The organism is Komagataeibacter europaeus LMG 18890 (genome assembly GCF_000285295.1).
Lineage (GTDB): Bacteria > Pseudomonadota > Alphaproteobacteria > Acetobacterales > Acetobacteraceae > Komagataeibacter > Komagataeibacter europaeus.
Map to the genome: position 1 here is coordinate 1 of NZ_CADP01000028.1, position 25535 is coordinate 25535.

Annotated in this window: 26 protein-coding genes and 1 tRNA gene; 12 read left to right on the forward strand and 15 right to left on the reverse strand. The window is 61.7% G+C overall.

What is annotated here, in order from left to right:
* A partial coding sequence (locus GEU01_RS10165) for an IS5/IS1182 family transposase (RefSeq protein ID WP_019085232.1) occupies positions 1-353 on the forward strand: 353 nt, incomplete at its 5' end.
* A gap of 131 nt (positions 354-484) precedes the next feature.
* Here the strand turns inward: GEU01_RS10165 and GEU01_RS10170 are convergent.
* The 4 genes from GEU01_RS10170 to GEU01_RS10185 all read right to left on the reverse strand — a co-directional run bounded on the left by GEU01_RS10170 (position 485) and on the right by GEU01_RS10185 (position 6458).
* Positions 485-2722 (reverse strand): TonB-dependent receptor, encoded by a 2238-nt coding sequence (locus tag GEU01_RS10170; RefSeq protein ID WP_373321409.1) that lies wholly within the window; start codon positions 2720-2722, stop codon positions 485-487.
* A 355-nt stretch (positions 2723-3077) separates the two neighbouring features.
* Complete coding sequence (locus GEU01_RS10175; protein ID WP_019085998.1) at positions 3078-3842, reverse strand: amino acid ABC transporter ATP-binding protein; 765 nt, start codon at positions 3840-3842, stop codon at positions 3078-3080.
* On the reverse strand, positions 3832-5412 hold the full coding sequence (locus GEU01_RS10180) for an ABC transporter substrate-binding protein/permease (RefSeq protein WP_010510107.1): 1581 nt from the start codon (positions 5410-5412) through the stop codon (positions 3832-3834). Before GEU01_RS10180 ends, GEU01_RS10175 begins: the two co-directional genes overlap by 11 nt.
* A 65-nt stretch (positions 5413-5477) precedes the next feature.
* Positions 5478-6458: a LysR family transcriptional regulator gene (locus tag GEU01_RS10185; RefSeq protein ID WP_019085999.1), complete on the reverse strand. Its 981-nt coding sequence runs from the start codon at positions 6456-6458 to the stop codon at positions 5478-5480.
* Between the two features lie 417 nt (positions 6459-6875).
* On the opposite strand from GEU01_RS10185, the gene GEU01_RS10190 reads away from it, so the two are divergent.
* On the forward strand, positions 6876-7748 hold the full coding sequence (locus GEU01_RS10190; RefSeq protein WP_010510104.1) for a dimethylarginine dimethylaminohydrolase family protein: 873 nt from the start codon (positions 6876-6878) through the stop codon (positions 7746-7748).
* A gap of 168 nt (positions 7749-7916) precedes the next feature.
* The gene (locus GEU01_RS10195) at positions 7917-9167 is read left to right on the forward strand and encodes a M20 family metallo-hydrolase (protein ID WP_019086000.1); all 1251 of its coding nucleotides are present in this window, start codon (positions 7917-7919) and stop codon (positions 9165-9167) included.
* A gap of 17 nt (positions 9168-9184) precedes the next feature.
* Here GEU01_RS10195 and GEU01_RS10200 read toward each other — a convergent pair whose 3' ends face one another.
* Positions 9185-9949, reverse strand: coding sequence for an NYN domain-containing protein (locus GEU01_RS10200; RefSeq protein ID WP_019086001.1), 765 nt, complete (start codon positions 9947-9949; stop codon positions 9185-9187).
* A 276-nt stretch (positions 9950-10225) separates the two neighbouring features.
* Between GEU01_RS10200 and GEU01_RS10205 the strand changes: the two genes are divergently transcribed.
* From GEU01_RS10205 to GEU01_RS10215, 3 genes are all read left to right on the forward strand, one after another.
* Positions 10226-11089 (forward strand): sugar phosphate isomerase/epimerase family protein, encoded by an 864-nt coding sequence (locus tag GEU01_RS10205; RefSeq protein ID WP_019086002.1) that lies wholly within the window; start codon positions 10226-10228, stop codon positions 11087-11089.
* Entirely contained in the window at positions 11086-12156 is a 1071-nt protein-coding gene (locus tag GEU01_RS10210; protein WP_019086003.1) for an isopenicillin N synthase family dioxygenase, read from the forward strand. Before GEU01_RS10205 ends, GEU01_RS10210 begins: the two co-directional genes overlap by 4 nt.
* Before the next feature lie 80 nt (positions 12157-12236).
* A complete protein-coding gene (locus tag GEU01_RS10215; protein WP_010510093.1) occupies positions 12237-12962 on the forward strand; it encodes a class II aldolase/adducin family protein in 726 nt (241 codons plus the stop codon).
* Between the two features lie 156 nt (positions 12963-13118).
* On the opposite strand, the gene GEU01_RS10220 is transcribed toward GEU01_RS10215, so the two are convergent.
* The 7 genes from GEU01_RS10220 to GEU01_RS10250 all read right to left on the reverse strand — a co-directional run bounded on the left by GEU01_RS10220 (position 13119) and on the right by GEU01_RS10250 (position 17711).
* Positions 13119-13203 (reverse strand) — tRNA-Leu (locus GEU01_RS10220).
* 218 nt (positions 13204-13421) lie between these two features.
* Positions 13422-14948 (reverse strand): efflux transporter outer membrane subunit, encoded by a 1527-nt coding sequence (locus GEU01_RS10225; RefSeq protein WP_019086004.1) that lies wholly within the window; start codon positions 14946-14948, stop codon positions 13422-13424.
* Positions 14949-14964: 16 nt separating this feature from the next.
* Entirely contained in the window at positions 14965-15876 is a 912-nt protein-coding gene (locus GEU01_RS10230) for an HlyD family efflux transporter periplasmic adaptor subunit (protein WP_010510089.1), read from the reverse strand.
* Positions 15877-15904: 28 nt separating this feature from the next.
* Entirely contained in the window at positions 15905-16099 is a 195-nt protein-coding gene (locus GEU01_RS10235; RefSeq protein ID WP_010510087.1) for a DUF1656 domain-containing protein, read from the reverse strand.
* A gap of 226 nt (positions 16100-16325) precedes the next feature.
* On the reverse strand, positions 16326-16799 hold the full coding sequence (locus GEU01_RS10240) for a MarR family winged helix-turn-helix transcriptional regulator (RefSeq protein WP_010510085.1): 474 nt from the start codon (positions 16797-16799) through the stop codon (positions 16326-16328).
* A gap of 179 nt (positions 16800-16978) precedes the next feature.
* On the reverse strand, positions 16979-17413 hold the full coding sequence (locus GEU01_RS10245) for a hypothetical protein (RefSeq protein WP_019086005.1): 435 nt from the start codon (positions 17411-17413) through the stop codon (positions 16979-16981).
* A 40-nt stretch (positions 17414-17453) separates the two neighbouring features.
* On the reverse strand, positions 17454-17711 hold the full coding sequence (locus GEU01_RS10250; RefSeq protein WP_010510081.1) for a hypothetical protein: 258 nt from the start codon (positions 17709-17711) through the stop codon (positions 17454-17456).
* 99 nt (positions 17712-17810) lie between these two features.
* Here GEU01_RS10250 and GEU01_RS10255 point away from each other — a divergent pair, with 99 nt between their 5' ends.
* The 5 genes from GEU01_RS10255 (at position 17811) to GEU01_RS10275 (ending at position 21838) form a co-directional block, all read left to right on the forward strand.
* The gene (locus tag GEU01_RS10255) at positions 17811-18926 is read left to right on the forward strand and encodes an ABC transporter ATP-binding protein (RefSeq protein ID WP_019086006.1); all 1116 of its coding nucleotides are present in this window, start codon (positions 17811-17813) and stop codon (positions 18924-18926) included.
* A gap of 44 nt (positions 18927-18970) precedes the next feature.
* Positions 18971-19990, forward strand: a complete 1020-nt coding sequence (locus tag GEU01_RS10260; protein WP_019086007.1) for an extracellular solute-binding protein — start codon at positions 18971-18973, stop codon at positions 19988-19990.
* Complete coding sequence (locus GEU01_RS10265; RefSeq protein WP_198284460.1) at positions 19990-20454, forward strand: hypothetical protein; 465 nt, start codon at positions 19990-19992, stop codon at positions 20452-20454. The genes GEU01_RS10260 and GEU01_RS10265 overlap by 1 nt, the downstream gene beginning before the upstream one ends.
* A 35-nt stretch (positions 20455-20489) precedes the next feature.
* Positions 20490-20978: a YcgN family cysteine cluster protein gene (locus tag GEU01_RS10270; protein ID WP_010510073.1), complete on the forward strand. Its 489-nt coding sequence runs from the start codon at positions 20490-20492 to the stop codon at positions 20976-20978.
* Positions 20979-21133: 155 nt separating this feature from the next.
* On the forward strand, positions 21134-21838 hold the full coding sequence (locus tag GEU01_RS10275; RefSeq protein ID WP_019086009.1) for a M48 family metallopeptidase: 705 nt from the start codon (positions 21134-21136) through the stop codon (positions 21836-21838).
* Between the two features lie 28 nt (positions 21839-21866).
* Here GEU01_RS10275 and GEU01_RS10280 read toward each other — a convergent pair whose 3' ends face one another.
* Both GEU01_RS10280 and GEU01_RS10285 read right to left on the reverse strand, forming a co-directional pair.
* Complete coding sequence (locus GEU01_RS10280) at positions 21867-22670, reverse strand: NAD kinase (RefSeq protein ID WP_019086010.1); 804 nt, start codon at positions 22668-22670, stop codon at positions 21867-21869.
* Positions 22667-23518: a carbon-nitrogen hydrolase family protein gene (locus tag GEU01_RS10285; protein WP_019086011.1), complete on the reverse strand. Its 852-nt coding sequence runs from the start codon at positions 23516-23518 to the stop codon at positions 22667-22669. Before GEU01_RS10285 ends, GEU01_RS10280 begins: the two co-directional genes overlap by 4 nt.
* 142 nt (positions 23519-23660) lie before the next feature.
* On the opposite strand from GEU01_RS10285, the gene GEU01_RS10290 reads away from it, so the two are divergent.
* Positions 23661-24620, forward strand: a complete 960-nt coding sequence (locus GEU01_RS10290; RefSeq protein WP_010510068.1) for a cation diffusion facilitator family transporter — start codon at positions 23661-23663, stop codon at positions 24618-24620.
* On the opposite strand, the gene serB is transcribed toward GEU01_RS10290, so the two are convergent.
* The gene (gene serB / locus GEU01_RS10295; protein WP_019086012.1) at positions 24610-25518 is read right to left on the reverse strand and encodes a phosphoserine phosphatase SerB; all 909 of its coding nucleotides are present in this window, start codon (positions 25516-25518) and stop codon (positions 24610-24612) included. The two genes, GEU01_RS10290 and serB, sit on opposite strands and share 11 nt — an antisense overlap.
* Positions 25519-25535 lie beyond the last annotated feature (17 nt).

Sequence of the window (25535 nt, forward strand, 5' to 3'; positions counted from 1 at the left end):
TGGGCAATCTGGTCCGCTTTACGCTTATCCCCGGCCAGCATTACGACACGGTCGGGGTGGCGCCTCTCCTTGAACCGGCTGATTTTGAGGGACTTCTTGCTGACAAGGCGTTCGATGTCCACTGGATCGTGGACACCATACGCGCGCAAGGGGCCCGCGTGGTCATTCCCCAGCGTCGGAACCGCCTCGACAGGCGACCCTTCGATGGAGCCCTGTTCAAGGCACGCCATCTCATCGAGAACTTCTTCTGCAAGCTCAAGGAGTTCAAGCGCATCGCCATGCGAAGCGACAAGACCGACAGATCATTCGCAGCGATGATTTATCTTACCGCCGCAATCATCAATTCGCGTTAATTCCCAACAGGCCCCAAAAAAGGCGACACCGGGAGATTTCTATTACTTTCTGATCGACAGATGCATCCTGATGAACGGATTGCGGGATAATGGCCTGGCGCCGGACCATTATCCCATGCCACTGGATGGCATTATTTTCCAAACTTGTAATGCAGTTCACACCCGACCCAGCGTGGCGTCTGGATGTACTGCGCACGGCTGTTGTCGTTGCCAGTAAAGGAATAGGTGTCGCCATGGTTGTTGGTCAGGTTTTCAACATAGACCGAAGCCGACCACTTTTCTGTCTTGGGGCCAAAGGTCATGCGCAGGCCAAGTGAACTGATCTTGCTGATCTTGGCGTTCGGATCGGACAGGGCCACCAGCATGTTGTCCTTCCAGCTGTAGCTGGCCTGAAGCGTCATGCGGTAGCGGTCCATGTTGATGTTGTAGCGTGCAACCGCATCCCATGAAAAACGCGGCGAGAAGGGCAGCGCCGAACCCGAAGGAATGCTCTGGTAAAGCGACAGGCCGCGTACATTGTCCACGGAGTCGATGATCTTGGCATCCAGATAGGCAAATGATCCGCGCAGGTCCAGGTTGGGAATGGCGTTGTGCCATGTGCCCGAAATCTCGCCGCCACGGGTGCGTGCGCGCGGGATGCTGCCAAGGGTCAGGGCAGTGGTTTTGGGCATCTGTGCCAGCACCAGCGTCTGCCGGTTATGGTATTCATAATCGAACAGCGCGCCTTCAAGCTGCAGCCTGTTGTGCAGCAGGCTGGCCTTGATGCCCACTTCATACGCGATCAGGTTTTCAGGACGGACATAACCCAGCGACTGGGGCGCCGTGGAGGCGGCGGAGAAATATGATCCCGCCTTGTACCCATTGGAAATGGTGCCATACACGAACGTACCGGGCCGGATGCGGTAGCGCAGGCCCACGCGACCGGTATAGCGTTCATAGCTGTGGTCTTCGTTGATATAGGAAATGTTCTGGCCCGCACCGATCAGGCTGCCGGTTTCGTCAGTCGTGCCGCCCCGATAGGCGCGATCATCATAGGAAAAGCGGCCTGATGCAATGAAATCAAGGTTCTTGATGACGTTTGTCACGGTATTGACGTACACGCCGGTCGAGACATTCTGCTGGGTAAAATGCTGGGCGAAGGTTGCGGGTGGCGCGTCGAACGGGCTTACGCCGGCAGCGGCGAAATCGACATCTTCCTGATCGCTGTAGGTGCCCTTGATCTTGTCATAGGATTCATACACGCCCACCGTCAGGTGCAGGCGTTTGGCGATATTGGTACGCAGGTGCATGTCGTGCATCTGGGCAATCGACTGGTCCTGCCAGTTGTTATCGCCGATATGCAGGGATTCACCGTCATAGTTGTCGATAATGTTGCGACGGTAAAAATCAATGGCCGTGGTCGAGACGAACTGGCCAAAGCTGAAGTCACGGTTATAGGTAACCGACACGCCCCCACCATCTTCCTGGCGGCGCACGTCCTGGTTTCCCACGTTTACCGCGTTGGCGGAGGCGTTCGGTCCCACGCCAATCGCACCCGTGGGCGTGCCATACATGCTGTCCGCATTGGTGTCCTGTGGCGAACTGGGCGTGCCACGGTTGCGGGTATAATGCAGGTTCAGCAGCAGGGACGATTTGTCATCAATGACGAATTTGGTCAGGTTGCGCACTGCCAGAATGTCCTGCGCGCCATAACGTTCGTTGGTATGGATGTCATGCTGCCATCCATCGCCCTTGGTGTAGCTGAAGGCGGTACGGTTGAAGATCCGGTCCGTAATCGGCACGTTGACCGCGAATTTTCCGGTATTGGTGTTGTAGCTGCTGTAACCCCAGTCGGCATAACCGCCAAATTTGTTGTCCGGCTTGACAGATTCGACATTCATCGACCCGCCGGTGGTGCTGCGCCCGTAATCGAAACCCTGCGGCCCCTTTTCCACGGCGATGTTCTGCACATCGAGCATCTGTCCCGAATAGAATTCGGGATAGGGGGCGAAGACACCGTCAAGGTAGATGCCGATGCCGCCCATGTTGGTGCCGCTGTAGTCATCCAGCCCGACGCCACGGATGGAGAAAATGGGCGTGCTGCCCGATGTCGCGTTCACCGCCGTGACACCGGGCACGAAGGCTGCGATGTCCTTGGGGCTTTCCAGCCGTAGCTGGCGCAGTTCCGCGCCGCTTATGACATTCACCGTGCCCGGCTGGCTGTGATAGGCCTGCTGGCGCGTGCGGGAGACATGGATCGTTTCCGGCAATTGCGGGGCTGCGTGATGGACTGGCGCATGAACGGCGTGCGTGGTGGTTGTGGGCCGGTGCTGTCCCACCCCTGTCGTGGGGGCCGCATGTGCAAGGGTGGCACATGCGGTGGATGTCATGAGGAAACCAGCTATCCCGCCGCGCCGTGCATGGGGAAGGATACGGGCATGAGGGCACCATTTCATGACAGCGTTCCTTTTTCTTTGTCTTGTCCGGGTGATGTATCGTGCATCCGCAGGGTGCGGTGGGGATGGGAGTGAATACAAAAAGAAATGTTCGATATGTATCGAAACACCATATCCTTATTTATTCCCATCCATGATATATATACTTGACAATTATTATAGAGCATGACCCACGGCTATGTCGTGAGTGTGAGGCCACGCCTTTTGTTATTCCTATTTAATAACGATTTTGGTCCCGGTTCGTTTGAAATATTGTAAATCTTACTTTGCAATATGCGAGGCATGCCATTCAGTAGGAAATCATCTGGTCAAGGAAATCCCGCGCGCGCTGCGTCCTGGGGTTTGTGAAGAATTCGGCCGGGGGCGTGATTTCCAGAATACGGCCCTTGTCCATGAAGATGATGCGGTCGGCGATATGCCGCGCAAACCCCATTTCATGGGTGACGCACAGGGTGGTTATGCCCTGCTGCGCAAGGTCGTTCATGATCCCGACCACGCCCGAAATCGCTTCGGGGTCCAGGGCCGCGGTCGGTTCGTCAAACAGCATGACCTCGGGCTGCATGCACAATGCGCGCGCGATCGCCACGCGCTGCTGCTGCCCACCCGATAGCTGGATGGGGTATTTGTTGGCCTGCTCGGCGATATTGACCTGCCGCAGGAATCGCATGGCCATTTCCTCCGCATCGGCGCGCGGGGTTTTCTTGACCAGGCGGGGGGCCAGCGTGCAGTTGTCCAGTACGCTCAGATGCGGGAACAGATTGTAGTTCTGGAACACCAGACCGACTGTTGCACGCAGTTGCGTAAGGTCGGTCTGCGCATTGATGACCCGGCCATCAATGCTCAGGATGCCGCTGTCATGCGGTTCGATGCGGTTGAAGCAGCGGATCAGCGTTGACTTGCCCGAACCGGACGGTCCCAGCACGACAATCTTTTCCCCGCGCTGCACATCGAAGCTGATCCGGTCGAGTGCGATGAAATCCTTGTACAGCTTGCTCAGGTTACGTACCGAAATCATGGCCGACGGGTCCGGCATGGTCTTGGGATCAGGATTCATTTGCGGTCGCCTTGTGACGGTCAGCCCATGCAAAACGGCGTTCAACACGTTTCTGCAGAAACAGGAAGAAGAAAACCATGGCGAGGTAATATACCAGCGCCGCAGCGTAATATTCCGTGAACTCGAACGTGCGCGCCACCTGGATCTGGGTCACCGCCAGCAGTTCCTGAAGCGAGATGACGGATGCCAGCGACGTGGTTTTCAGCAGGCTTATGAATTCATTGATGGTCGGCGGCAGCGCAATGCGCAGCGCCTGCGGGAAGATGACATGGCGGTACACCTGCCGCCGGGACATGGCCAGCGCGTCTCCAGCCAGTTCCTGTCCCTTGTCCACCGCGCCCAGGGCCGCGCGGTTGATTTCGACCTGATAGGCGGATTCGTTGATCGACAGCGACAGCCATGTGGCCAGGAAGGGGGTAAACCATGCCTCGCGGAAGATCGGCAGGAACTGCGGCAGCGCATTCCATATGAACAGCAGCTGCAGCAGCGTCGGCGCACCACGGAATACCGATACATATCCCTTCAGCGCCATCTTGAGCAGCGAGTCCCGCCCGTTCAGCGCCAGCGCCATCGGGATCGAGATCATGATGGCGGTAAAATGCGACAGGACGGCAACCGCCAGCGTGATGAACGCGCCGCGCATGAAGGCGGCCGATGTCAGCGCGGAAAAGAACGTATCCCATCGGAACATCGGGGGGGCGGGCGTGTTGGCCAGCGCCTTGGCCGCATCAGGGGAAATGGCCCATTTCTTCTGGATTGCCGCCATCTGCCCGTTCTGGCCCATGGTGGCGATGGCCTGTTCCAGCAGTTCGCGGTCATGCGCGTTCTTGCGGATATACAGCGCGAAATGCCGGTATTCGGGATAGGGCGGCACCAGGATGACGCTGACCTTTCCGTGCAGCTGCTCCTGCCGGTAGTACAGCTCCACATCCTGGCTGGCGAAGGCGAAAACGCGACCGATCAGCACCTGCTGCACCACCTGGTCCTCGGTCGGGTACTGCTGGATGATGATGGGCGCGCGACCGGCTTTGGCCAGTGCCTCGTTTTCCTGCGCCAGACGGGCGCTGTAGCTGGTGCCCGACTGCACGGCCACCGTCTTGCCCGACAGGTCGGCCATGCTGGACAGGCGGGGCGTGCCGGCGCGCGCCACGACCACCAGGGCGGTATCCTGATAGGATATGGCGTCAAAATTCTTCTCGCGCTCCGGCAGCTTGATGATGCCACTGGCCACCATCGAGCATCGCTGCGCCGCAAGGCTGGGGAACAGGCCGGTAAAGTCCATGGTCGTCACAACCATGGGCACATGCCAGTAATCCGCCAGCCGGTGGGCGATGTCCATGTCGATCCCGTCCACGGCGTTGACATCGGTGCCATTCACGAATGTCATCGGTGGCAGGGTGGGGTTGGTACAGACGGTCAGCGTACCGTCATGGATGAAGCCGGGCAGGTCGGGTTCTGCGGCCTGTGCGCTACCCGCAATGGCCAGCACCCCGGCAAGGGCCGCCGCCAGCGCACGGGGGCGGAAGCGGGAAGAACAGCGGCGCATGAACCGCGCCATGGAATGGGTCATATGGTGTGCTCCACGCGGGTATGGGGCAGGTGTCGGGGGTGGAAAACCATGAATTGGCGCCCGCGCTAGCAGGCTTCTTCCAGAATGCGGCGGAATATATCGACCATCAGCCCGGTTTCGGGTGATGGCCGGGCAATGAAGTAGAAGCCCGTAATCAGTTCCAGCCCCCCCAGCGTGATGCGGCGCAGCAGGCCATCCCGCAGCAGGGGCTGGGCAAAGGGGTCGGGCAGGAAACCGAGATAGCTGCCCGACAGGATCAGCAGCGCGCGCGAATCAACGTTTTCCGCGGCGGCGGCGAAGGTCAGGCGGGGGCGTATCCCCTCCCACATGGGCGACGACGCGGCGCCCGACACCGCGATCATGCGATGCTGGGACAGTACCTCGGGGGTGATTGCGTCCTCGGGCATGTTGAACAGTGGATGGCGCATGCCGCAGAACAGGTGCAGTGCCTCGCGGAACAGGGGGGTTGCGTGCATGTTGGGCAGGTGGCGCGGGTTCAGCATGATCCCGGCGGAAGCCTGTCCGTTCAGCACCGCGAATTCCACCTCCCGCGAGGACGCGGAACGGATATCAAGGAACACCCCCGGGTGGCGCGTGGTGAAGATTTCAATCGCGCGGACCAGAGCGGTTTCGCCATGGATCTGGATATTGTCGGGCACATACAGGCAGAACCGCCCCGATAGGGTGCCGCTGGCCTCGTTGATGCGCTGCTGGAAGCGCGCGATGTCGGAAAACAGGGTATTGGTGGCTTCCATCACCATCCGCCCTTCCGCCGTCAGCGCGAACCCGCTGCGCCCGCGCATGCACAGCCGCAGGCCAAGCCGGTTTTCCAGCGCCGAGATGTCGATGCTGATGGAAGACTTGCTTTTGCCCAGCGCCACTTCGGCGGCGGCGAAACCGCCATGTTCGGCCACCGTGCGGAACACACGCAGCAGGCGCAGGTCCACCTCGGCGATCTGGCCGTGAAAACCGGCGGCCTTGCGGTGTGGCGCCTTGCGGCGCGTGGGCGCGCTGTTGCCCGGACTTGATGTATGTTCTCGCGTCATGCAGGACCGGTCCACCAGGTATCAGACATGGAACATGCCGTGCCGCCATGCTGGCAACCGGAATTATTCCTGTATAAGAACATAGGCAGGCATCTGTCGCTTCTCATTGTCGGAAATGGCCAATTCGTTGTCAGGTTTATCCATAAACCGCAACGATGGGCAGGTGGAATGATTATGTGCGGTTGTCGGGTGGAAAAGCGTAATATGTTGATCTGGAAATGAAAAACGTCCGGCCTGCGCGGTTGCCGTATCCGCGCGCGCCTGATGGTAATGGTAACGGGGGCGGGCGTTGCATATGTCAAGATTAATGAAAATACAAAGTAAACTATGGACCATTGATATTTGAACGTCCGTACCCACCGTTATCTTTCTGGAAATACCCTAGTGTATTCAGTTATGTGACAAGGATTAAAGGCAATGGTCGCGAACCGCTGGTTTATTGACAGTGAAACCGGGGATCTGGCGGATGTGCTGCTATGTCCCCCTGACTATTATTCCTGGATTCCCAGTAATGATATCGCCATCCAGAGCATGGCCAACGGTGCGAAGATCGACCGCGCCGCGCTGAATGCCCAGTTCAGGGAACTTGTCGCCACGCTGGAAGGCGAACAGGTCAGCTGCCATTTCCTGACCCCGCACAAGGATATGCCGTACGAGGTGTACACCCGCGACAGTTCCCAGACCACGCCGTTCGGCACTGTCGTCACCAACCTCGCCCGTCCCGAGCGCACGGCGGAAATCACGCCGATCCATGAATTCTACGGCAAGGATGAAATCTGGAAGACCTGCACGAAGGGCCATATCGAAGGCGGTGACATCCACATCATCCGTCCCGGCCTGCTGGCGGTTGGCGTCAGCGGTGGCCGCACGGACGAAGCAGGCGCCGCCGAGTTCATAAGCTGGTTCGAGGAAGCCGGCTGGACCTGCCGCATGATCCGCTTCCCCGAGCATTTCCTGCATCTGGACGTGATCTTCACCATGGTGGCGGAAGACTTGGCCATCGCCGCGGTGGACGTGATCGCGGATGAGGACCTGGACTGGTTCCGCGCGCAGGGCATCCGCCTGTTGCCGGTCAGCTACAAGGAAGCCATGCGGGACATGGGCTGCAACGTCCTGTCGCTGGGCCGCGAACGCGTGGTCAGCCCCCATCACTGCACGCGCATCAACCAGATGCTGCGCGCGGAAGGCCTGACGGTGCTGGACCCGGAACTCAACCAGTTCTCGCAGGGCGGCGGCAGCATCCACTGCATGACCATGCCGCTGCGCCGCAAGTCCCTCAGGAAGGACTGACCCATCGCGCCAGCACAGACATGGCATGACCCTGCCTGTGCATGCCATGCGGCATGGCCCGCCCGGTCCCGTCGCATGGTCGGAACCGGGCGGGGGCGCGCATCCTGACCTGCGGCACCCTTTGCCGATCCGCATCGTCTGGCGTCATTCAACAGGGAGTACAGACCCATGGGCATGGAAAACAGCATTTCGATCGATGGCGCGCAGCTATGGTCCGACCTGATGGAAACGGCACGTTTTGGCGCGACCGCACGTGGCGGGCTGCATCGTCTGGCGCTTGGCGCGGATGACCTGAAGGTCCGCGAATGGTTTGCCGCCACGTGCCGGGCGCTGGGGTGTGAAGTCATCCATGATTCCATGGGCAACCAGTTCGCGCGTCGTCCCGGCACGCAGCCCGGCCTGAAGCCGATCATGATGGGCAGCCATCTGGACACGCAGCCGACAGGTGGGCGTTTTGACGGTATTCTGGGCGTGCTGGGTGGTATCGCCGTGCTGCGCGCGCTGGAAAATGGCAAGGTCCAGACCCGTCACCCGATCGAGGTCGTCAACTGGACGAATGAGGAAGGCGCGCGCTTTACCCCTCCTATGCTGGCATCCGGCGTATTTGCCGGGGTCTTTACCGAAGAATATGCCCGCCGCCGTCCCGATCGTGACAACATCACCCTGGGTGATGCCCTGACGCAGGGTGGACAGGCGGGCGCGCAGCCCTGTGGCCAGCATCCCGCCGCCGCGTATTTCGAACTGCATATCGAACAGGGGCCGGTGCTGGAGGCCGAAGAAAAGACGATTGGCGTGGTGCAGGGCATCCAGGGCATGCGCTGGTACGAAGTGCGCGTCATGGGCCGTGATTCCCACGCGGGCACAACCCCCATGACCATGCGCGCCGACGCCATGTGGGCCGCCGCCCGCATGATCGATGCGGTGCATGGCGTGGCGATGTCCCATAAGGATGGCCTGGGCACGGTCGGTATCGTTGATTGCCAGCCCGCCAGCAGCAATGTCATTCCCGGCAATGTCATGTTCACCGTTGACCTGCGCAATCCGTCCGACACGGTTCTGGAGGCGATGGAGCAGGATTTCCGCGCCCGGATCGCGGCCCTGGCCGAGGATTGCGGGGTTGAGGCGATCGTGTCGCCGGTATGGAATTCAGCTGCCGTGCATTTTGATCCCACCTGCATCGCCTGCGTGCGTGAGGCGGCGGAGGAGGAACGCTATCCCATGCGTGATATCGTCTCCGGCGCCGGGCATGACGCCGCCTACATGGCGCAGGTGGCGCCGACGGCCATGGTGTTTATCCCGTGCCTGAACGGTATCAGCCATAACGAGGCCGAAAGCGCCGAACCGACGGACGCGACGGCGGGAGCCAATGTCCTGCTGCATGCCGTGCTGCTGGCCGATACCCGGATTGACGCGGCATAAGACCAGATGCGGCGGGGTTATTTCTTCAGCCGCACCATGACCACCTTGGGGTGGTGGCCGACCCATTCGACATCGACAATACCGGAATCGGTGATCAGGTCGCTCAGGCGCGCATAGCCGAAATTGCGGGCATTGAAATCCGACGCCTGCTTGGCCAGATGGGCGCCGACCGAGGCGAGGTTGGCCCATCCATCCTCGTTCGAGGACGCGTTGATGGCGTTGCGCAGCTTGTCCAGGTCCTGTTCATCGAGGGTCTGCACCGGCTGGCCGAAGGGCAGGCCACGGGACGTGGTCCGGTCTGTCTGGTGCCTGTGTGTCTCCACATCATGCGCGGCGTGGTGGCTGAGGACATCGAAATAGACGAATTTGTCGCATGCCGTAATGAAGGGGCGTGGTGTCTTGCGTTCCCCGAACCCGTAGACCGTCACCCCCTGTTCACGGATGCGGGCGGCAAGACGGGCGAAATCGCTATCACTCGATACAATGCAGAACCCCGCGAACCGCCCAGTATACAGCAGGTCCATCGCATCGATGATCATTGCGCCATCGGTGGCGTTCTTCCCGGTTGTATAGGCAAATTGCTGCACGGGCTGGATTGCGTGTTCCAGCAGGCATTCCTTCCAGCCATTCAGGTTGGGCTTTGTCCAGTCGCCATAGATGCGCTTGACGCTGGCAACCCCGTAACTGGCGATTTCTTCCAGCAGGCCAATGATGACCCTGGGTGATGCATTATCCCCGTCAATCAGTAGAGCGAGCGCCTTGTCAGGATTTGTCTGCATCATGTCCCCCTGGGATACCGTGTCCCATGGCCGTCAGATACAGGCCGCCGACCGATCGGGCAAATGACGCGATACCGCTTTTTGCCTGGTCTGCCTTTGGTGCCGTGTGTGCCTAAGTGTACTTTGGAAAATTCCTATTTACACATATGACCGCAACGGTTGATCGTCGTTGCATAAACATATCATTCCGCGTCTATTGAGGGGGTAGCTGCATTACATGATCCGTGCCTCGATCCCGTTCGGCTTTTCCATCTGTTCCACGCCAGGGAGCGTCAACTGATGCAACTGGATGTCTTCAAGACGCTGTGGGGCGATACCCGTCCATGGGACCAGCCCGTTGCCGATATGCGGGCGGCGGGTTTTGACGGGATCGAGGCACGTATCCCACCCACTGCGGCACAGGCGGCCGAATGCGCGCGGATCCTGCGCGGCGAAGGCGTGCCCTATATCGGCATCGCCATGACCGGTGGTGGCGTGCTGCCCCGCCAGGCGGCCAGCGTGGATGACCATGTCACCGACCTGCGCGCCATACTGGAACGTGCGGTGCCCATGTCACCCCGTTTCATCAACGTGCTGGGTGGCAATGACCGGTGGAATGCGGCCCAGCAGGTCGAATTCATTGCGCGGGCGCAGGATGTGGCACGCGATACCGGTTTGCTGTGCAGTTTCGAAACCCATCGCGCGCGCATCCTGTCCAGCCCGTGGATGACGCTGGAGGTCATCCGCCAGCATCCCGACGTGCTGTTCACGACCGATATCAGCCACTGGGTCGTGACCTGCGAACGGCTGCTTGATGACCCGCTGGATGATTTCAGCGCCTTTGTCAGCCGGGTCCATCATGTGCAGGCCCGCGTGGGATATGACCAGGGACCGCAGGTGCCCCATCCGGCGGCCCCCGAATACCAGCCTGCCCTGCGGTTTCACCAGCAGTTCTGGGAAAAGGTCTGGCAGTCCCAGATGGCGCGGGGCTACACCACCACCACCCTGACCCCCGAATGCGGGCCGGATGGCTACCTGCACACGCTTCCCTTCACCAATGCGCCGGTGGCCGACCTGTGGGGGCTGAATGTGTGGATGGGGCAGACGGAACGCCAGCATTTTCTGGACTTCATATCGACCAGGCAACAGGATAACGCGTCATGACGTCTACCATACAGGATACGGTAAAACCCGGTCACGTCGAGACCTTTACTTCCATTCCCGTTGTAAATATCGCGGGGCTGTACAGTCCTGACCTTGCCGCACGGCAGGCCGTGGCGGAGGAACTCGGGGCGGCGGCGCGCAATGTCGGCTTCCTTTATATCTCCGGCCATCAGGTGCCGGATGCCGAGATCGCGGGCGTGCGCAAGGCGGCGCGGGATTTCTTCGCGCTGCCTTACGAAGAAAAGATGAAATACTACATCGGCACGTCCGCCACGCATAAGGGCTACGTGCCGGAAGGCGAGGAAGTCTATAGCAAGGGCCGTCCCGACCATAAGGAAGCCTTTGACATCGGGTTCGAGGTTCCGGCCGATAACCCGCTGGTCAAGGCGGGCACGCCGCTTCTGGGGCCGAACAACTGGCCCACCGTGCCCGGTTTCCGTGCGGAAGCCGAGGCGTATTACAAATCTGTTTTCGCGCTGGGCCGCACGCTGTTCCGTGGCTTTGCCCTGGCGCTCGGGCTGCCGGAAACGTATTTCGATGACCACGCCAATTTCCCGCCGTCCAAACTGCGCATGATCCATTATCCGTATGATGCGGATGTAAAGGATGCGCCCGGGATTGGCGCGCATACCGATTATGAATGCTTTACCATCCTGCTGGCGGAGCAGCCGGGGCTGGAAGTCATGAACGGCAATGGCGACTGGATTGACGCGCCGCCGGTACCGGGCGCCTTTGTGGTCAATATTGGCGACATGCTGGAAGTCATGACCGCGGGGGCCTTTGTCGCGACGGCGCATCGTGTCCGCAGCGTCCCGGCGGAACGATATTCCTTTCCCCTGTTCTATGCCTGCGACTATCATACCAGGATTCAGCCGCTGCCAGCCTTCGCCAATGGTGCGCAGGATTATGAAACCATTACCATCGGGGAACACATGTGGGCGCAGGCGCTGCAGACCTATCAGTACCTTGTCCGTCGCGTGGCGGACGGGACGCTGTCGCTGCCCACGGGCGCGCGCAAGGTGGCCACGTTCGGGCATTTCAAGCGCGCAAAAAACGATAAGGCCTGATCCCGCCACGGCGGCCAGGCATTTGCTACAGGATGGGATTTTCCGACATCATGTCTACTGCACCGGCTACATCATCTGCCATGACAGAGCAGGCCCTGCGTGAGGATCTGGCAGCAGCCTATCGCCTGATCGCGCATTTCGGCATGACCGACCTTGTCTATACGCACCTGTCCGTGCGTCTGCCGGGGCCAAATCATGCCTATCTGGTCAATCCCTACGGCCTTCTGTTCGAGGAAATTACCGCCAGCTCCCTGGTCGTGGTGGATGCGGACGGCCTGCCTAGGCAGGAAACGTCATGGCCGATCAACCCGGCGGGGTTTGTCATCCATTCCGCCATCCACCGCAGCAGGCCCGATGCCGCCTGCGTCATGCATACCCATACCATTCCCGGCATGGTGGTGGCGGCACAGGACCAGAATGTCCTGCCGCTGAACCAGATCAACATGGAATTCTACGGCAGTGTCGCCTTTCATCCCTACGAGGGGATTGCGGCGGATGATAACCTGAGCGAGCGCGAGCGTCTGGTGCGCGACCTTGGTGACCGTAATGCGCTGATTCTGCAGAACCACGGACTGCTGACCGTCGGCACGACCGTCGCGCATACATTCTACCGCATGTATTATCTGAATCAGGCCTGCAGCATTCAGATCGCGGCGCAGGCGACGGGGGTGCCGCTGCACATTCCGTCCGAGACGCAGATCCTGCGCGCGAAAAAGCAGTTTGATGATGATCCCGATCAGGGCCGCCTGATCTGGCAGGCCCTGCGCCGCAAGCTCGATCGTGAACAGCCGGATTACAGAGACTGATACGGTCACAGGTCATGCGTTCTGGCAGGCCCGCAGGCAACATTCATGCCTGTGGGCCTGTCTGCGTGACGTCCGTTTTCAGGGGGAATGAACAGGTCGCTTAAGTCAGCCTGCGAAACGGACATTCCGGCGCACGGTCATGATGTCCGTAGGATCTGCGAGCTGCGGGACTCGAACCCGCACGCCCTGTTGCGGGCGCAAGATTTTAAGTCTCGTGCGTCTACCATTCCGCCAAGCTCGCATATGCGGACCTGTTTAGCATATGCAGGACGCAGGACAATCATCGGGCATGATTTTATCGAATTAAGTTGTCAGCGCCCTATTCATGGATCGCGGCAGCCTGGACCAGTTTACAAAGAACGGATCATGTAACGTGATGGGATCGGACTGGACCCTGCGCGGGCAGGATACCTGCCCTGCTGGCCCACCCTTGCGGCGGCCAGCAGGACAGCGGCTGTATTACTGCTGGAAAGCGCGGGCCAGGATATTCTGCTTTTCCAGTGATACGGGCAGGGTGGTATTGGTCAGGGCAATCCCCTGCCAGCCTGCGCCCAGCGCCGTGTAAAGGTTGATGGCATCCTGCAGGCGTTCCAGCCGCGCCATGGCCTCGGCGTTCTGGGCATTCAGGGTCGTGCGTTCGGTTGTCAGCACTTCCAGGAACCCGACCAGGCCGGCGGCATACAGCTTGCGCGCGCGCTCACTGGCCAATGAGCTGTCTTCCGCAGCCTTGGCCAGCAGTTCGGTGTGTTCTTCATCATCATGCCATGCGGCCATCGCGTCCTCGACTTCCTTGAAGCCGTTGAGGACGGACTGGCGATAGGCAAGCCGGCTGGCTTCGGCCGCAGCCTGCGCCATGCGGATCTGGGAGGTATATTTCCCGCCATGCATCAGCGGCAGGGACGCCATCATCAGGAACTGCCAGCTCATGCCGCCCATCTGGAACACCTGATACAGGGCCGATGCATTGGGATTGAAGTTCAGCGGAATGGTGAAGTTCGGGTAAAGCTGGGCGACGGCCACGCCAATACGCGCCGTTGCTTCGGCATAGGTGCGTTCCGCCTTGCGGATATCGGGACGGTTGGCGATGACCATGGACGGCAGGGTGGACGGGAATTCCGGCACCGGCGGCAGCGGCCTGACCACCTTCAGTTCCAGTTCCGATGTGCCGGGCATCTGCCCCATCAACACGTCAATCGCATGCGTGATCTGGGAAATATGGGTTTTCAGCGGTTCACGCGCTGCTGTCTGCGAATCCAGTTCCGCCTTGGCCTGCGCAATCTGCATGGTGTTACCCACGCCTTCCAGGTACAGGCGGTTGGTCAGGTCATAGGCGTCCTGTGCGACGTGGATGTTGTTGTTGGCGATTTCCAGCCGCAACTGCTGGTCGCGCAACATCATGTAGTCACCAGCCAGTTCGGACAGCATCATGACCATGACGGCGCGACGGTCCTCGATCGATTCCTCGACTGCGCGGTTCTCGGCTTCCACGCTGCGGCGGATGCGACCGAACACGTCAATCTGCCAGCTGGCGCTGAAACCATAACCCAGATAGGCGGCCTGTGGCTGGTTTGCCGACCCGGCAGCTGTACCCGGACGCAGCGGCCAGTTGTCGATATTGATCGAATACCGGACATTACCGGCGGATGCCTGCGTATCCACCTGCGGATACCACTGCGATGCCTGCACGTCACGGATCGCGCGTTCGGCCATGATCCTCTGGCCCGCGACCTGCAGGTTGTAATTCCCTGTAATCGCCTTGTCGACCAGCTTGTCGAGTTCAGGATCCTTGAACAGGTGCCACCACTGTTTCAGTTCCTTGTTGGTTTCCTCGATTTCCTCGGGGGTGGCGGCGTGGTCATCCTCGGTAAACTTGGCCGGGGGTTTCATCCGGTCGGGCTGGTAGCGGGGGCCTACCGTACAACCGGCCAGGAAAATGGCCGATGTCAGGAACAGGCCGGTCCGGCGGGTAACTGCGTTGATGTTCATGATCGTGCCCGGCGCCTTACAGGTGGTCTTGCAGCCATGTCGTCAGACGGCCGCGTTGGGTACGGGACTGGGGACCGACGCTGATCGTGGCGGTCATGCCGGCCGCCAGTGTCACGCTGTCAGGCACATGGTCCAGGTGGATACGGACCGGGATACGCTGCGCCAGCCGCACCCATGTGAAGATCGGGCTGACATCCTGCAGCCCGAGACCGTCGGGCCTGCCGTTCTGGTCATTGATACCGCGGGCGATACTGACCACATGACCGGGCAGGATGTCCTTGTAACCCATCAGCTTGACACGCGCATCGTCACCCACATGCACGCCCCACATCTTCGTTTCCTCGAAATAGCCGTTGACCCAGTAGGAGTCGGCGTCAATCACCGCCAGCCGCGCATGGCCCGCCGTGACGTAGTCACCCACCCGCAGGTTGAGGTTGGTGATGTTGCCGTTGACCGGGGAATACAGGATGGAGCGCTGCAGGTTCAGCTTGGCCAGGTCAAGGGCCGCGCGCGCCGCATCGACCGACGCGATCTGCGTCGCCACGTTCGAGTTGAAGACTTCCTGTTCTTCCGCCGACACGATACCGCCCAGTCCCATGCGGCGGCGTGCATCATTCTGCTTGAGCTTCAGGTCTTCCAGCGCCCCGTCCAGACGGGCCTGCGCCTCGCGTATGGCCAGACGGAAACGGACGGGGTCAAGCACGAACAGGGGATCGCCCCGGTGCACGAACTGGTTGTCGACCACGGGCAGCTGCACCACGGTTCCCGACACTTCCGGCGCCACGTCCACGACATAGACGCGGACACGTCCGTCACGTGTCCAGGGGGCAATCATGTAGGTGTCCCATAAGGTGACGCCCATGACGATGGCCATCGTCACGACCGCCAGGGTCAGGACCACACGGATCAGGGTGCGCAGGAGGGGCATGGGGATTTCTCGAACCTTCTTGGGACAGTCAGATGTACAGGATCATCAGGCAGAGGACGCAAGTGTATAGCGCAACCTCGAACAGGGCGAGATGCCAGAACCATTTCATTATGCCGCACCACCATAACAGCGATCGCAGCAGCATGGTGACAGGCAGGGCAGCCACGGCATAGACGACAATCGGCGCCATGAAGACACCGAATAGGTTGAATTCGCTCAGCATCAGGCGGTTCTCATTCCGAACGGTCCCGTTGAAGGAGGAGCAGGCACGGACAGGCCATGACGGACTGTATTCCTGCCCGTCGCTATCTGTAGCCGACCAGACGCATGGAAGAAACCGGCAATGGAGACAAACTGCAAGGACGGGACATCCCGTCGTGGCATCGGGTGCCCCCATGCAGGCAGTGCCGGGGCAGGGGAACGCAATGGGATGGGCAGGGAAAGGGGGGTCATGCCTGTCCCCCGCCCGGGGTGCCGGTCCGGCTGCACAGATTGGCCTCGATCCGTTCAAAGACGGAATAGCAGGCCTGCAGTTCAGGGGTGGAAATGCCATGCAGCAGGCGGTTGGACACGGCTTCCACCGCATGGCGGACCTGACGTGCGGTGCGTTCGCCCTTTTCCGTCAGGCTGACCAGTTTTGAGCGTTTGTCGTCACGGTCGGGGGAACGGAACACCAGATCACGGCGTTCCAGTACATCAAGCAGGCGGGCAACGGACGGGGCTTCGATTTCAAGGGCGCGCACAAGGTCGGTCTGACGTACCGGCGGCGGCAACAGGCCAAGGTAGAGCACAGGCCGCCACGTCGCTTCTGTCAGGCCGTATTCCTGCAGGTCGCGGTCAACCTGCCTGCGCCACGCGGCGCCAAGCCGGGCGAGACGGCGACCAAACGACAGTTCCTTCTCGTTGCGCTCCAGATCGGGCATTCTGTTCCGCCAGCTGGGACATACAATTATTAAGCATGCAAACCATTTGCGTGCTTAGTATATCCGGAAGCTGCACGTTTCCAGAAAACGACAAAGTGAGCCAATGCAATTTCAGCATGGATACTATCTGGCAATGACGTGGATCATTGCCAGACTGCGTGGGCCGGTGGCCTGGGGGGTTATTTCCCGCGCCCCGTCATGGCCTTGAACAGGTTCCAAACCGCCCGGCCGGTATGGCGGGTCAGCGGACCGGCAACCGTGGTGGCCACGGCGGACAGGGCAACGGTCTGCCGCAGTTCGTTCAAGGCGTGTTCACGCGCGAATCGCACGCGGATTTCCTCCGGCGTCATGTAGGAGCGCCGCCCCATGACCAGCCCCATGATAACTACCAGAAGATCCGCCCCGAATACGGCCGCAGCCGAACCAAGGGCGCTGAAGCCCATTGTCTGGTAACAGAAGGCCCACAGCAGCCCATGGCCCGAGATGACTGCGAAAAAAGCAAAGATAGCCGCCACAACCAGGAATGCAGCCTGACGACCAAGACGGATCGCCATCAGCTTGCGTAGGGTCAGTTCCCCTTCAATGATGGTTTTACCGATTTCGCCTATTCTCATGATGCTCGCGTATCCTCTGGTTGCAGCAGGCTAGAAAGCCTTATTTCGTTGCGCGGCCAAGAAAATAGCCGATCACCGAGAAAATGGCGATAGCCACAAGCGAACGAGCGCGTGAGCCACCCTTCTTGGGTGCGTGTTCCGCCAGGTTTTCGCGTGCCTGGCCCGCCAGATGCTCCGCCTTGCTGGCGACATCATGCAGGGCCTGCCTGCCGTGGGTATGCAGCAGGTTCTCGATGTGGCCCTTCAGGGCCTGCAGGTCTTCGTGGGTGACGTGCTTGATGGTTTCGGTCTTGCTCATGATCGTTTCCTTTGTGACGAGTGAAGCCAACAATCCTCTGGTAAGGAGGTAACCATTGCTTATAACGCGTTATCTCCCCAGTCAGGTTTCTGTTATCGCATGTCTCCTTTCTCCATTCGGCTGGTTGTCAACGCGCTCCGGGCCTTTTCCGGTGCGCCGGGCCTGTCTTTTTCTGCCGCGGCGGGCACGTGCCTGACGGTTGTCAATGACAGGGCCGACTGCCTGTGCGTGCTGGCGGACATGCTGGCGGGCCATGCGCCCGCCTGGGGGGGGCAGGTCATGGTTGACGGGATTGACGTGACCGGCCTGCCGCCCGACCGGCGGCCATGCGCGCTGGTGGGATGGCGCGATCCGCTGTTCGCCCACATGACGGTTCAGGCCAACCTGGCCTTTGCGCTGCGCGCGCGGGGGGAGGAATCGCACGCCGTGGCGGCACGGGTGCGCGCCGTGCTGGCGCTGCTGGGGCTGGATGGGCTGGAACATGCCCGCCCCGCCACCCTTTCGCCCGAACAGGCGCTGCGTGTCATGATTGGCCGCGTCCTGGTGTTCGAACCGCCCGTCCTGGTGCTGGACGACCCGTTTACCCTCCTGCCGCCCGCGGGGCGCGTGGCCATGCGGCGTCTGGTCAGCCGGCTGGTGCGCGCGCGCGGCCTGTGCGTGGTGCTGCTGACGCGTGAGCGTGAGGATGCGCTGCTGCTGGGTGATGCCATCGCCTATATGGATGGCATGGAGATCGTGCAGCTTGGTACGGCGCTGGACCTGTTCGACCGTCCCGCGTGTGACCGGGTGGCGACCGGGTTTGGCCATGCCAACAGCCTGACAGCCCGCGTGGCCAGTGTCGATGATGACGTGGCCCTTGCCCACCTGCCCGGTGGCCTGCCGGTCGAAGCCATGGCGGCGCCGGGGGTGGAAGCGGACCAGCTGGCCACGCTGTGCATCCGGCCGGACCGGATCGCGGTCATGTTTCCCTCACGTCCCGGCATGGCGGGGGGCGCCGACCCCGACGGGCCGCCAGTGCTGGAGGCGACCCTGATGGACATGCGGCAGATGGGCGATCATGTGCTGCTGCGTTTCAGGCTGGCGAATGGGGAGGAACTGCTGGCGCGCCGTCCGCCCACCCCCGCCCTGCAGCGCGTGGCGGCAGGGCAGGTGGCCATGCTGGCGTGGCAGCCGGGGCAGGCAATTGCCTTTCCGTTCCGTGGTGAAATGGGGTAGCGTCCGGCATTCTTCGCCCCTGCCTGAAGGATTGTTTCCTGTCCGTGTTCCAGTCTGCGTCCCGTTCCCGCATCCGTATCGGCCTGTTCTGCCTGCTGGTGGCCCCCTCCGTCTGGTCCGCCCCGGCTATTGCTGCGACCCCCGTGCGGCACAAGGCTGCCCTTGTGGTCGCGAGTACAGAGTCGCAAATGACGCAGGCGCAGAATGCGGCCTTCCTCCAGCCTTTCGCGCGGGCGTCCCGCCAGCCGGTGGTGCGGCAGGCATGGAACGGCACCCTGGCGGAACTGGACGGGCATGGGTTGCATGCGGGGCGCACGGGTACATGGTCACTGGTCTTTGCCGAGGACACCACCATCCGCGCCGCCTGCGTGCGCGAACTGGTCATTCACCTGGCTGGTAGCGCCACCAACCCCGACGGGTGCGGCGTGCCGGGCATGACAGCCCAGGTGGTGGTGGCATGGGACCAGACACGGCGCAGGCTTGCGCCACGCTGGGCCGATTTCTGGGATATCGTGCGTTTTCCCGGCAAGCGTGGTCTGCGGCGTGACCCGCGTACCACGCTGGAAATCGCGCTGATGGCCGATGGCGTGGCGCCGGGTGATGTCTATAACCAGCTTGCCACCCCGCAGGGTGTCGATCGCGCCTTTCGCAAGCTGAGCCAGCTTCGCCCCTATATCACGTGGTGGTCCACCCCGGCGGACGCCACCAGCATCCTTGAACGCGGGCAGGTGCTGATGGGCAGCGCGCCCGGTGACGCGGTGCGCAGCATTGCCACACGCTACAGGGACAGGATCGGCATCAATACGGACATGGCGCTGTCCTATGGCCTGTCATGGGGTGTGGTGGCCGGACAGTCGGCTTTCCGGCTGGGGCAGGCGCGCAACCTGCTGCACTTTATCATCCAGCCCGACCAGCAGGCCGCGTTCCTTGCGCGCTATCCCGCCGCAACGCCGCCCGCATCCCTGCCTGCGTCCGTGGCGTTGCCGGTGGATGTGCAGTTCTGGCAGGCACACTATCCGGACCTGTCACGCCGCTTTGACACATGGTTGCGGGATGCGGGCTGATGCTGCCTGATCTTGCCGTCCGCCCGGCTGCAGTGATGGGGCTGGATGGAGCCTGTATCGCACTGGGTCTTGTGGTGGCATGCGGGCTGGTACTGGTAGTGCATGTGATGCTGTACCGGGCATGGCCCGCGTGGTGCGTGCTGCTGCGCGGGATGCTGCTTTGCCTGTTGTTGCCGGGACTGGGTCTGGCGGTATGGTGGCCATGCCTTACGCATGGTGGCGGTGTGGCGGGATGTCTCATGCAGGGCCTGTGTATCGCGCCCGCCGCGATGTGGCCGCTGCTGCGGGTGCTGGACCGGATTCCGCCGGGCCTGTCACGCACGGCCGGCGGTCTGGGGGCGGACGCGAACATGCGTTTTCGGCTGCTCTGGCTGCCGCTGCTGGGCCTGCCGGTGGCTGGGGTGATGGCGTTTTCGTTCGGTATGATCGCGCTATGCGCCATGGCGGCAGTGGCCGCGCATTGAAGATTTTATGGATTTGACACGGCAGGACCACGACCATGACAGATGAGACACCGCCATTTTGGGAAACGACACCCCTTGAGCAGATGTCTACCACGCAGTGGGAGTCGCTGTGCGATGGATGCGGCCGGTGCTGCCTGCACAAGCTGCGCGAGGACGAGACGGACGAAGTCCTGTTTACCGATGTCGCCTGTCGCCTGCTGGATACCACGTCCTGTTTGTGTACCGATTATGAACACCGCCAGCGCCGGGTGCAGGACTGTATCAGCCTGACGCCAGAAATGCTGGCGGATATCGACTGGCTGCCGCCAACCTGTGGGTATGTGCTGGTGCGTGATGGGGAGCCGTTGCCATGGTGGCACCCGCTGGTGTCCGGCACCCGTGACACGGTGCATGAGGCAGGCGTGTCCGTAAGCGGCAGGGTGATCAGTGAACGCAAGGCGGGCATGCTGGAGGACCATGTGGTTGACTGGCCGGGTGAAGCCCCGCGGGATGCATTCTGCCGCACGCGTCCGCCCCGGCGCTGATGAAAAAACAGTAAAGGTTTTCGGGTGCCGCTTTTTTTTAAAGACAGCGTTCCCTGAAGCTTTTTGAAAAAAGCTTCGCCAAGAACTTCCTTATGAATTGAGCGGGACGGTTTCATGGGCAGGATTCTGAAACAGTCTTTAACGGCAGGGACGCGGTGACAGCCGGAACGGAGGTCGTGCCCATCGCGTCCGGGCAGGTCACGGTCTGCTGGCGGGCGTCGCGTCAGGCGCGGCGTATTTCCATGCGGATCGATCCACGTAGCGGGCATGTCGTCATTACCCTGCCGCGCGGCGCGCGGCGGACGGATGGGCTGGCGCTGCTGCGCGCGCATTCCGCATGGGTGGCGGCGGGGCTGTCACGCCTGCCGCCGCCTGTTGACCTGTGCCATGGCGGCCATGTCGTGCTGGATGGGCGGCGCCATGAAATCCGCCACTGTCCCGACGCACGGCGTGGCGTATGGCTGGAAGACGGGGTGCTGCATGTCAGCGGTGCTGAAGAATTCGTCCCCCGCCGCGTCAGCGCCTACCTGCGCGCACAGGCGCAGGCCCGCCTGCCCGCCCGCCTGTGCGCACAGGCCGAATCCTGCGGCTTGAAACCGACACAGGTCAGGCTGCGCGATACGAAAAGCCGGTGGGGCAGCTGTTCATCCGATGGGTCGATCATGCTGTGCTGGCGGCTGGTCATGGCGCCGCTGGAGGTGCAGCATTACATCATTGCCCATGAACTCGCGCATCTGCAGCACATGAATCATGGGCCGGATTTCTGGTTGCTGGTGGACCGGCTGACCCCGCACAGGCGTCAGGCCGAAAAATGGCTGCATGACCATGGCGCCAGCCTGCACCGGATCGCCCCGGTCTAAAATCTTTCATTACTTTTCAAGAGATATCTTACGCGGTGAACTGTTCGGTTATGATCCGTTCCGACAGACTCTGCCCCGGATCGAACAGCACGGTGGTCTGCAGTTCCCGCGCTTCGCTGATTTCGACGGAAATGACATCGCGCACTTCGGTAAAGTCCGCCACGGCGGCCACGGGGCGCTTGTCGGTTTCCAGAATGTCGAAACGCACCTGCGCGGTGGAAGGCAGCAGCGCGCCCCGCCACCGGCGCGGGCGAAACGCACTGATGGGCGTAAGCGGCAGCAGGTTGGCCGACAGCGGCACGATCGGCCCATGCGCGGACAGGTTGTAGGCGGTTGATCCCGCCGGTGTCGAAATCAGTACCCCATCACATATCAGTTCGGGCATGCGCACGCGTCCATCCACCTCGATGCGGATTTTCGCCGCCTGCCGTGTCTGGCGGAACAGGAATACATCATTCAGCGCAAGGGCATGGATGCATCTGCCCTCGATCGTCGTGGCCTTCATGCGCAGCGGGTGCAGGATGGCCGCCTGCGCCGTGGCAAGGCGGGCGGGCAGGTCATCGGGCACGGCGGGATTCATCAGGAACCCCACCGTCCCGCAGTTGACGCCATATACCGGCAGGCTGTGCCCCAGCGTCGTATGCAGCATTTCCAGCATGAAGCCATCGCCACCCAGGCAGACCAGCGCATCCGCTTCCTCCGGGGGGCATTGGCCGTACTGCCCGACCAGACGTTCCAGCCACAGCTGCGCGCTTTCGTTCGGGGCCGCGGCAAAGCTCAGCTTTGTTGGAAGGTACCCATCGGCCCAGCCCGGGTACGACATGTCATTCATGGGGTGTGGATGGACAGGCGGTGATGCGCCATGACCGGCATGCGTTCGCGGATGCTGTCGGTTACCGTGCGCTCAAGGCGCGCGGTGCTCCACCCCGGTCCATCCGAAACCTGGGCCACGATGGTGCCCCACGGGTCGATGATCATGGAATGGCCGTACGTGCGGCGCTTCTGGCCATTTCCATCCGTATGGGTGCCGGTGGTACCGCAGGCGACCATCCAGCACTGCGTTTCGATCGCGCGTGCGCGCAGCAGCGTTTCCCAATGCGCCAGCCCCGTTTCCACCGTAAAGGCGGCAGGCACCAGCAGCACGTTCGCCCCCCGCGCCCGTAGCGCATGGAACAGCGCGGGGAAGCGGATGTCGTAGCAGATGGCCAGCCCCGCCGTGAGGTCAGCAGAAAGCGGTGCCGTCACGATATCCGAACCGGGTTCGTATGTATCGCTTTCGCGGTAGCCTTCGCCCCCGGGCGTGGTGACATCAAACAGGTGGATCTTGCGATAGCGCGCGCGTTCACGTCCCCTTGCATCAAACAGCAGCGCGGTATTGAACAGCCTGTCGCCATGCCGTTCCCCGATGGACCCGCCATGGACAATCACGCCATGTTCGCGTGCGATACCTGACAGGAACCGGTACAGCGGCCCGGCTTCCCCCGTGCCATCGGGGGCGGGCAGGGTTTCGGCCGCCGCGAACTTCATGTCCCGGGTGCCACCAAGGCAGCTCCACATTTCCGGCAGCATGACAAGGTCGGGCTTGTCCGCGGTGATGGCGGCGGTAATCAGTGCGCGGGCGTGTTCGATATTATCGGGCGCGGATGCGCCGGGCGCCATCTGGATGACAGTGGTGCGCATCAGGATACGTACTCCGTGGGCATTGGCCCCCGACCATAGGACAGGCAGGCCCGCGCCCGCAACCGGTATGGCCTGATCGTGCGCCCTGTTAAAAGCCGTGGCAGCGCGATAAGATGTGGCCGTACTTCATATTGAAAAATCAATGGCGCATTCCTCATCTTCCCGAACTGTCATCTTCGCCGCCCTTGGTGGCAACCTGCTGGTGGCGGCAACCAAATTTGCCGCCGCGTTCATGACCGGCAGCGCCTCCATGCTGAGCGAGGCCATCCACTCCCTGATCGATACCGGCAACCAGGGGCTGCTGCTGGTCGGCATGCGGCGCGCGACGCGACCGGCCACGGCCATGCATCCGTTCGGCTACGGGCTGGAACTGTATTTCTGGACCTTTGTGGTGGCGCTGCTGATCTTCGGGCTGGGGGCCGGTGTCTCCCTGTATGAAGGGATCATCCACATCATCCATCCGCAGCCCGTGGCGCATGTGCTGGTCAATTACGTCGTGCTGGTGGCCAGCATCGTGTTCGAGGGTTCGGTCTGGCTGATGGCGCTGCGGACCTTCCGCAAGGAAGGCAAGGGCCGTCGTGGCTGGGTCGAGGCCGTGCAGATGAGCAAGGACCCCACCGTGTTTACTGTCCTGTTCGAGGATACGGCGGCACTCAGCGGCCTTGGCGTGGCCCTTCTGGGCAACATCCTTGCCGAATGGCTGGAGATGCCGGTGCTGGATGGCGTGGCGTCCATCATCATCGCGTGCATCCTTGCGGTGACGGCGGCGTTCCTTGCGCGGGAATCACAGTCACTGCTGACTGGCGAAGGTGTCGCGCCGGAGGTGCTGGCCGCCCTGCGCCGCATGGCGCTGGCCGCCAGTGGGGTGGAGCGGCTGAATGAAATCCGCTCCCTGCATTTCGGCCCGCGTGACGTGCTGGTGGTGATCAGCCTTGATTTCCGCAACGACATGACGGCGGGACAGGTGGAAATCGTGGTCAGCGCGCTGGAACACCAGATCAAGCAGGCCTATCCCGAAGTGACCCGTGTTTTCATCGAGGCACAGGACAGCCGCACCCAGCCCCCGGGCACGGCCGCCAGCGGCAGCGTGCCTACGCCGTGACGAATTCATCCGCTCGGTAACCCTGTGCGAACAGCAGGGTGCGCAGGGTGGTGTGATTGACCTGGCTGGTGATTTCGCGCCGGACAGCGGGCTTGGCATGGAAGGCGATGCCCGCACCGGCCACACGCAGCATGGCAAGGTCGTTTGCGCCATCGCCCGTCGCCATGGCGTCGTCCATGTCCAGACCACCTGCGGCCACCAGGCGGCGCAGGTGCGCAAGCTTGGCATCCGGGCCGAGGATGGGCTGCCCCACCGTGCCCGTCAGCATGCCGTCGGCATCCAGCAGGGTATTGGCGTGGTTTTCATCAAAGCCGCACAGGGCCGCCACCCTGCTGGTAAAGAACGTGAACCCGCCCGACACCAGTGCCGTGCGCGCACCGTTCGCACGCATGGTGCGCACCAGTTCCACGGCGCCGGTATTGAGCTTCACATCCTGCCACGCCCGTTCCAGCAGGCTGACCGGCAGGCCGCGCAGCAGGGCGACGCGCTCGCGCAGCGCGGATTCGAATTCGATTTCCCCGTTCATGGACCGCCGGGTGATGTCGGCAATCTTTTCTCCGATCCCGGCATGGGCCGCGATGTCATCCAGCGTTTCGCAACTGACGATGGTGCTGTCCATGTCCGCCACTAGCAGGCGCTTGCGGCGGTTGTCGCGTGGCGTTACCAGCACGTCCATCCCACGCCCGGCAAAGACGTCCCGCACGGCCCCGATATCCGGCTGCATCCATGTTGCGGGGGCAGTGCAGCCGATTTCGACCGCTTCCCCTTCCGACAGGGTGACGGGAGCACCGCCGCGCACCAGGTCACGCGCGGTCTGGATATCAACCGGCGTGAGGGATGTGGCGTCACGGTTGGCCACCAGTACAAGGGTATGGGAGAAGGAAGAGGAATCAGCCATGGGGTCCGGGTATATGA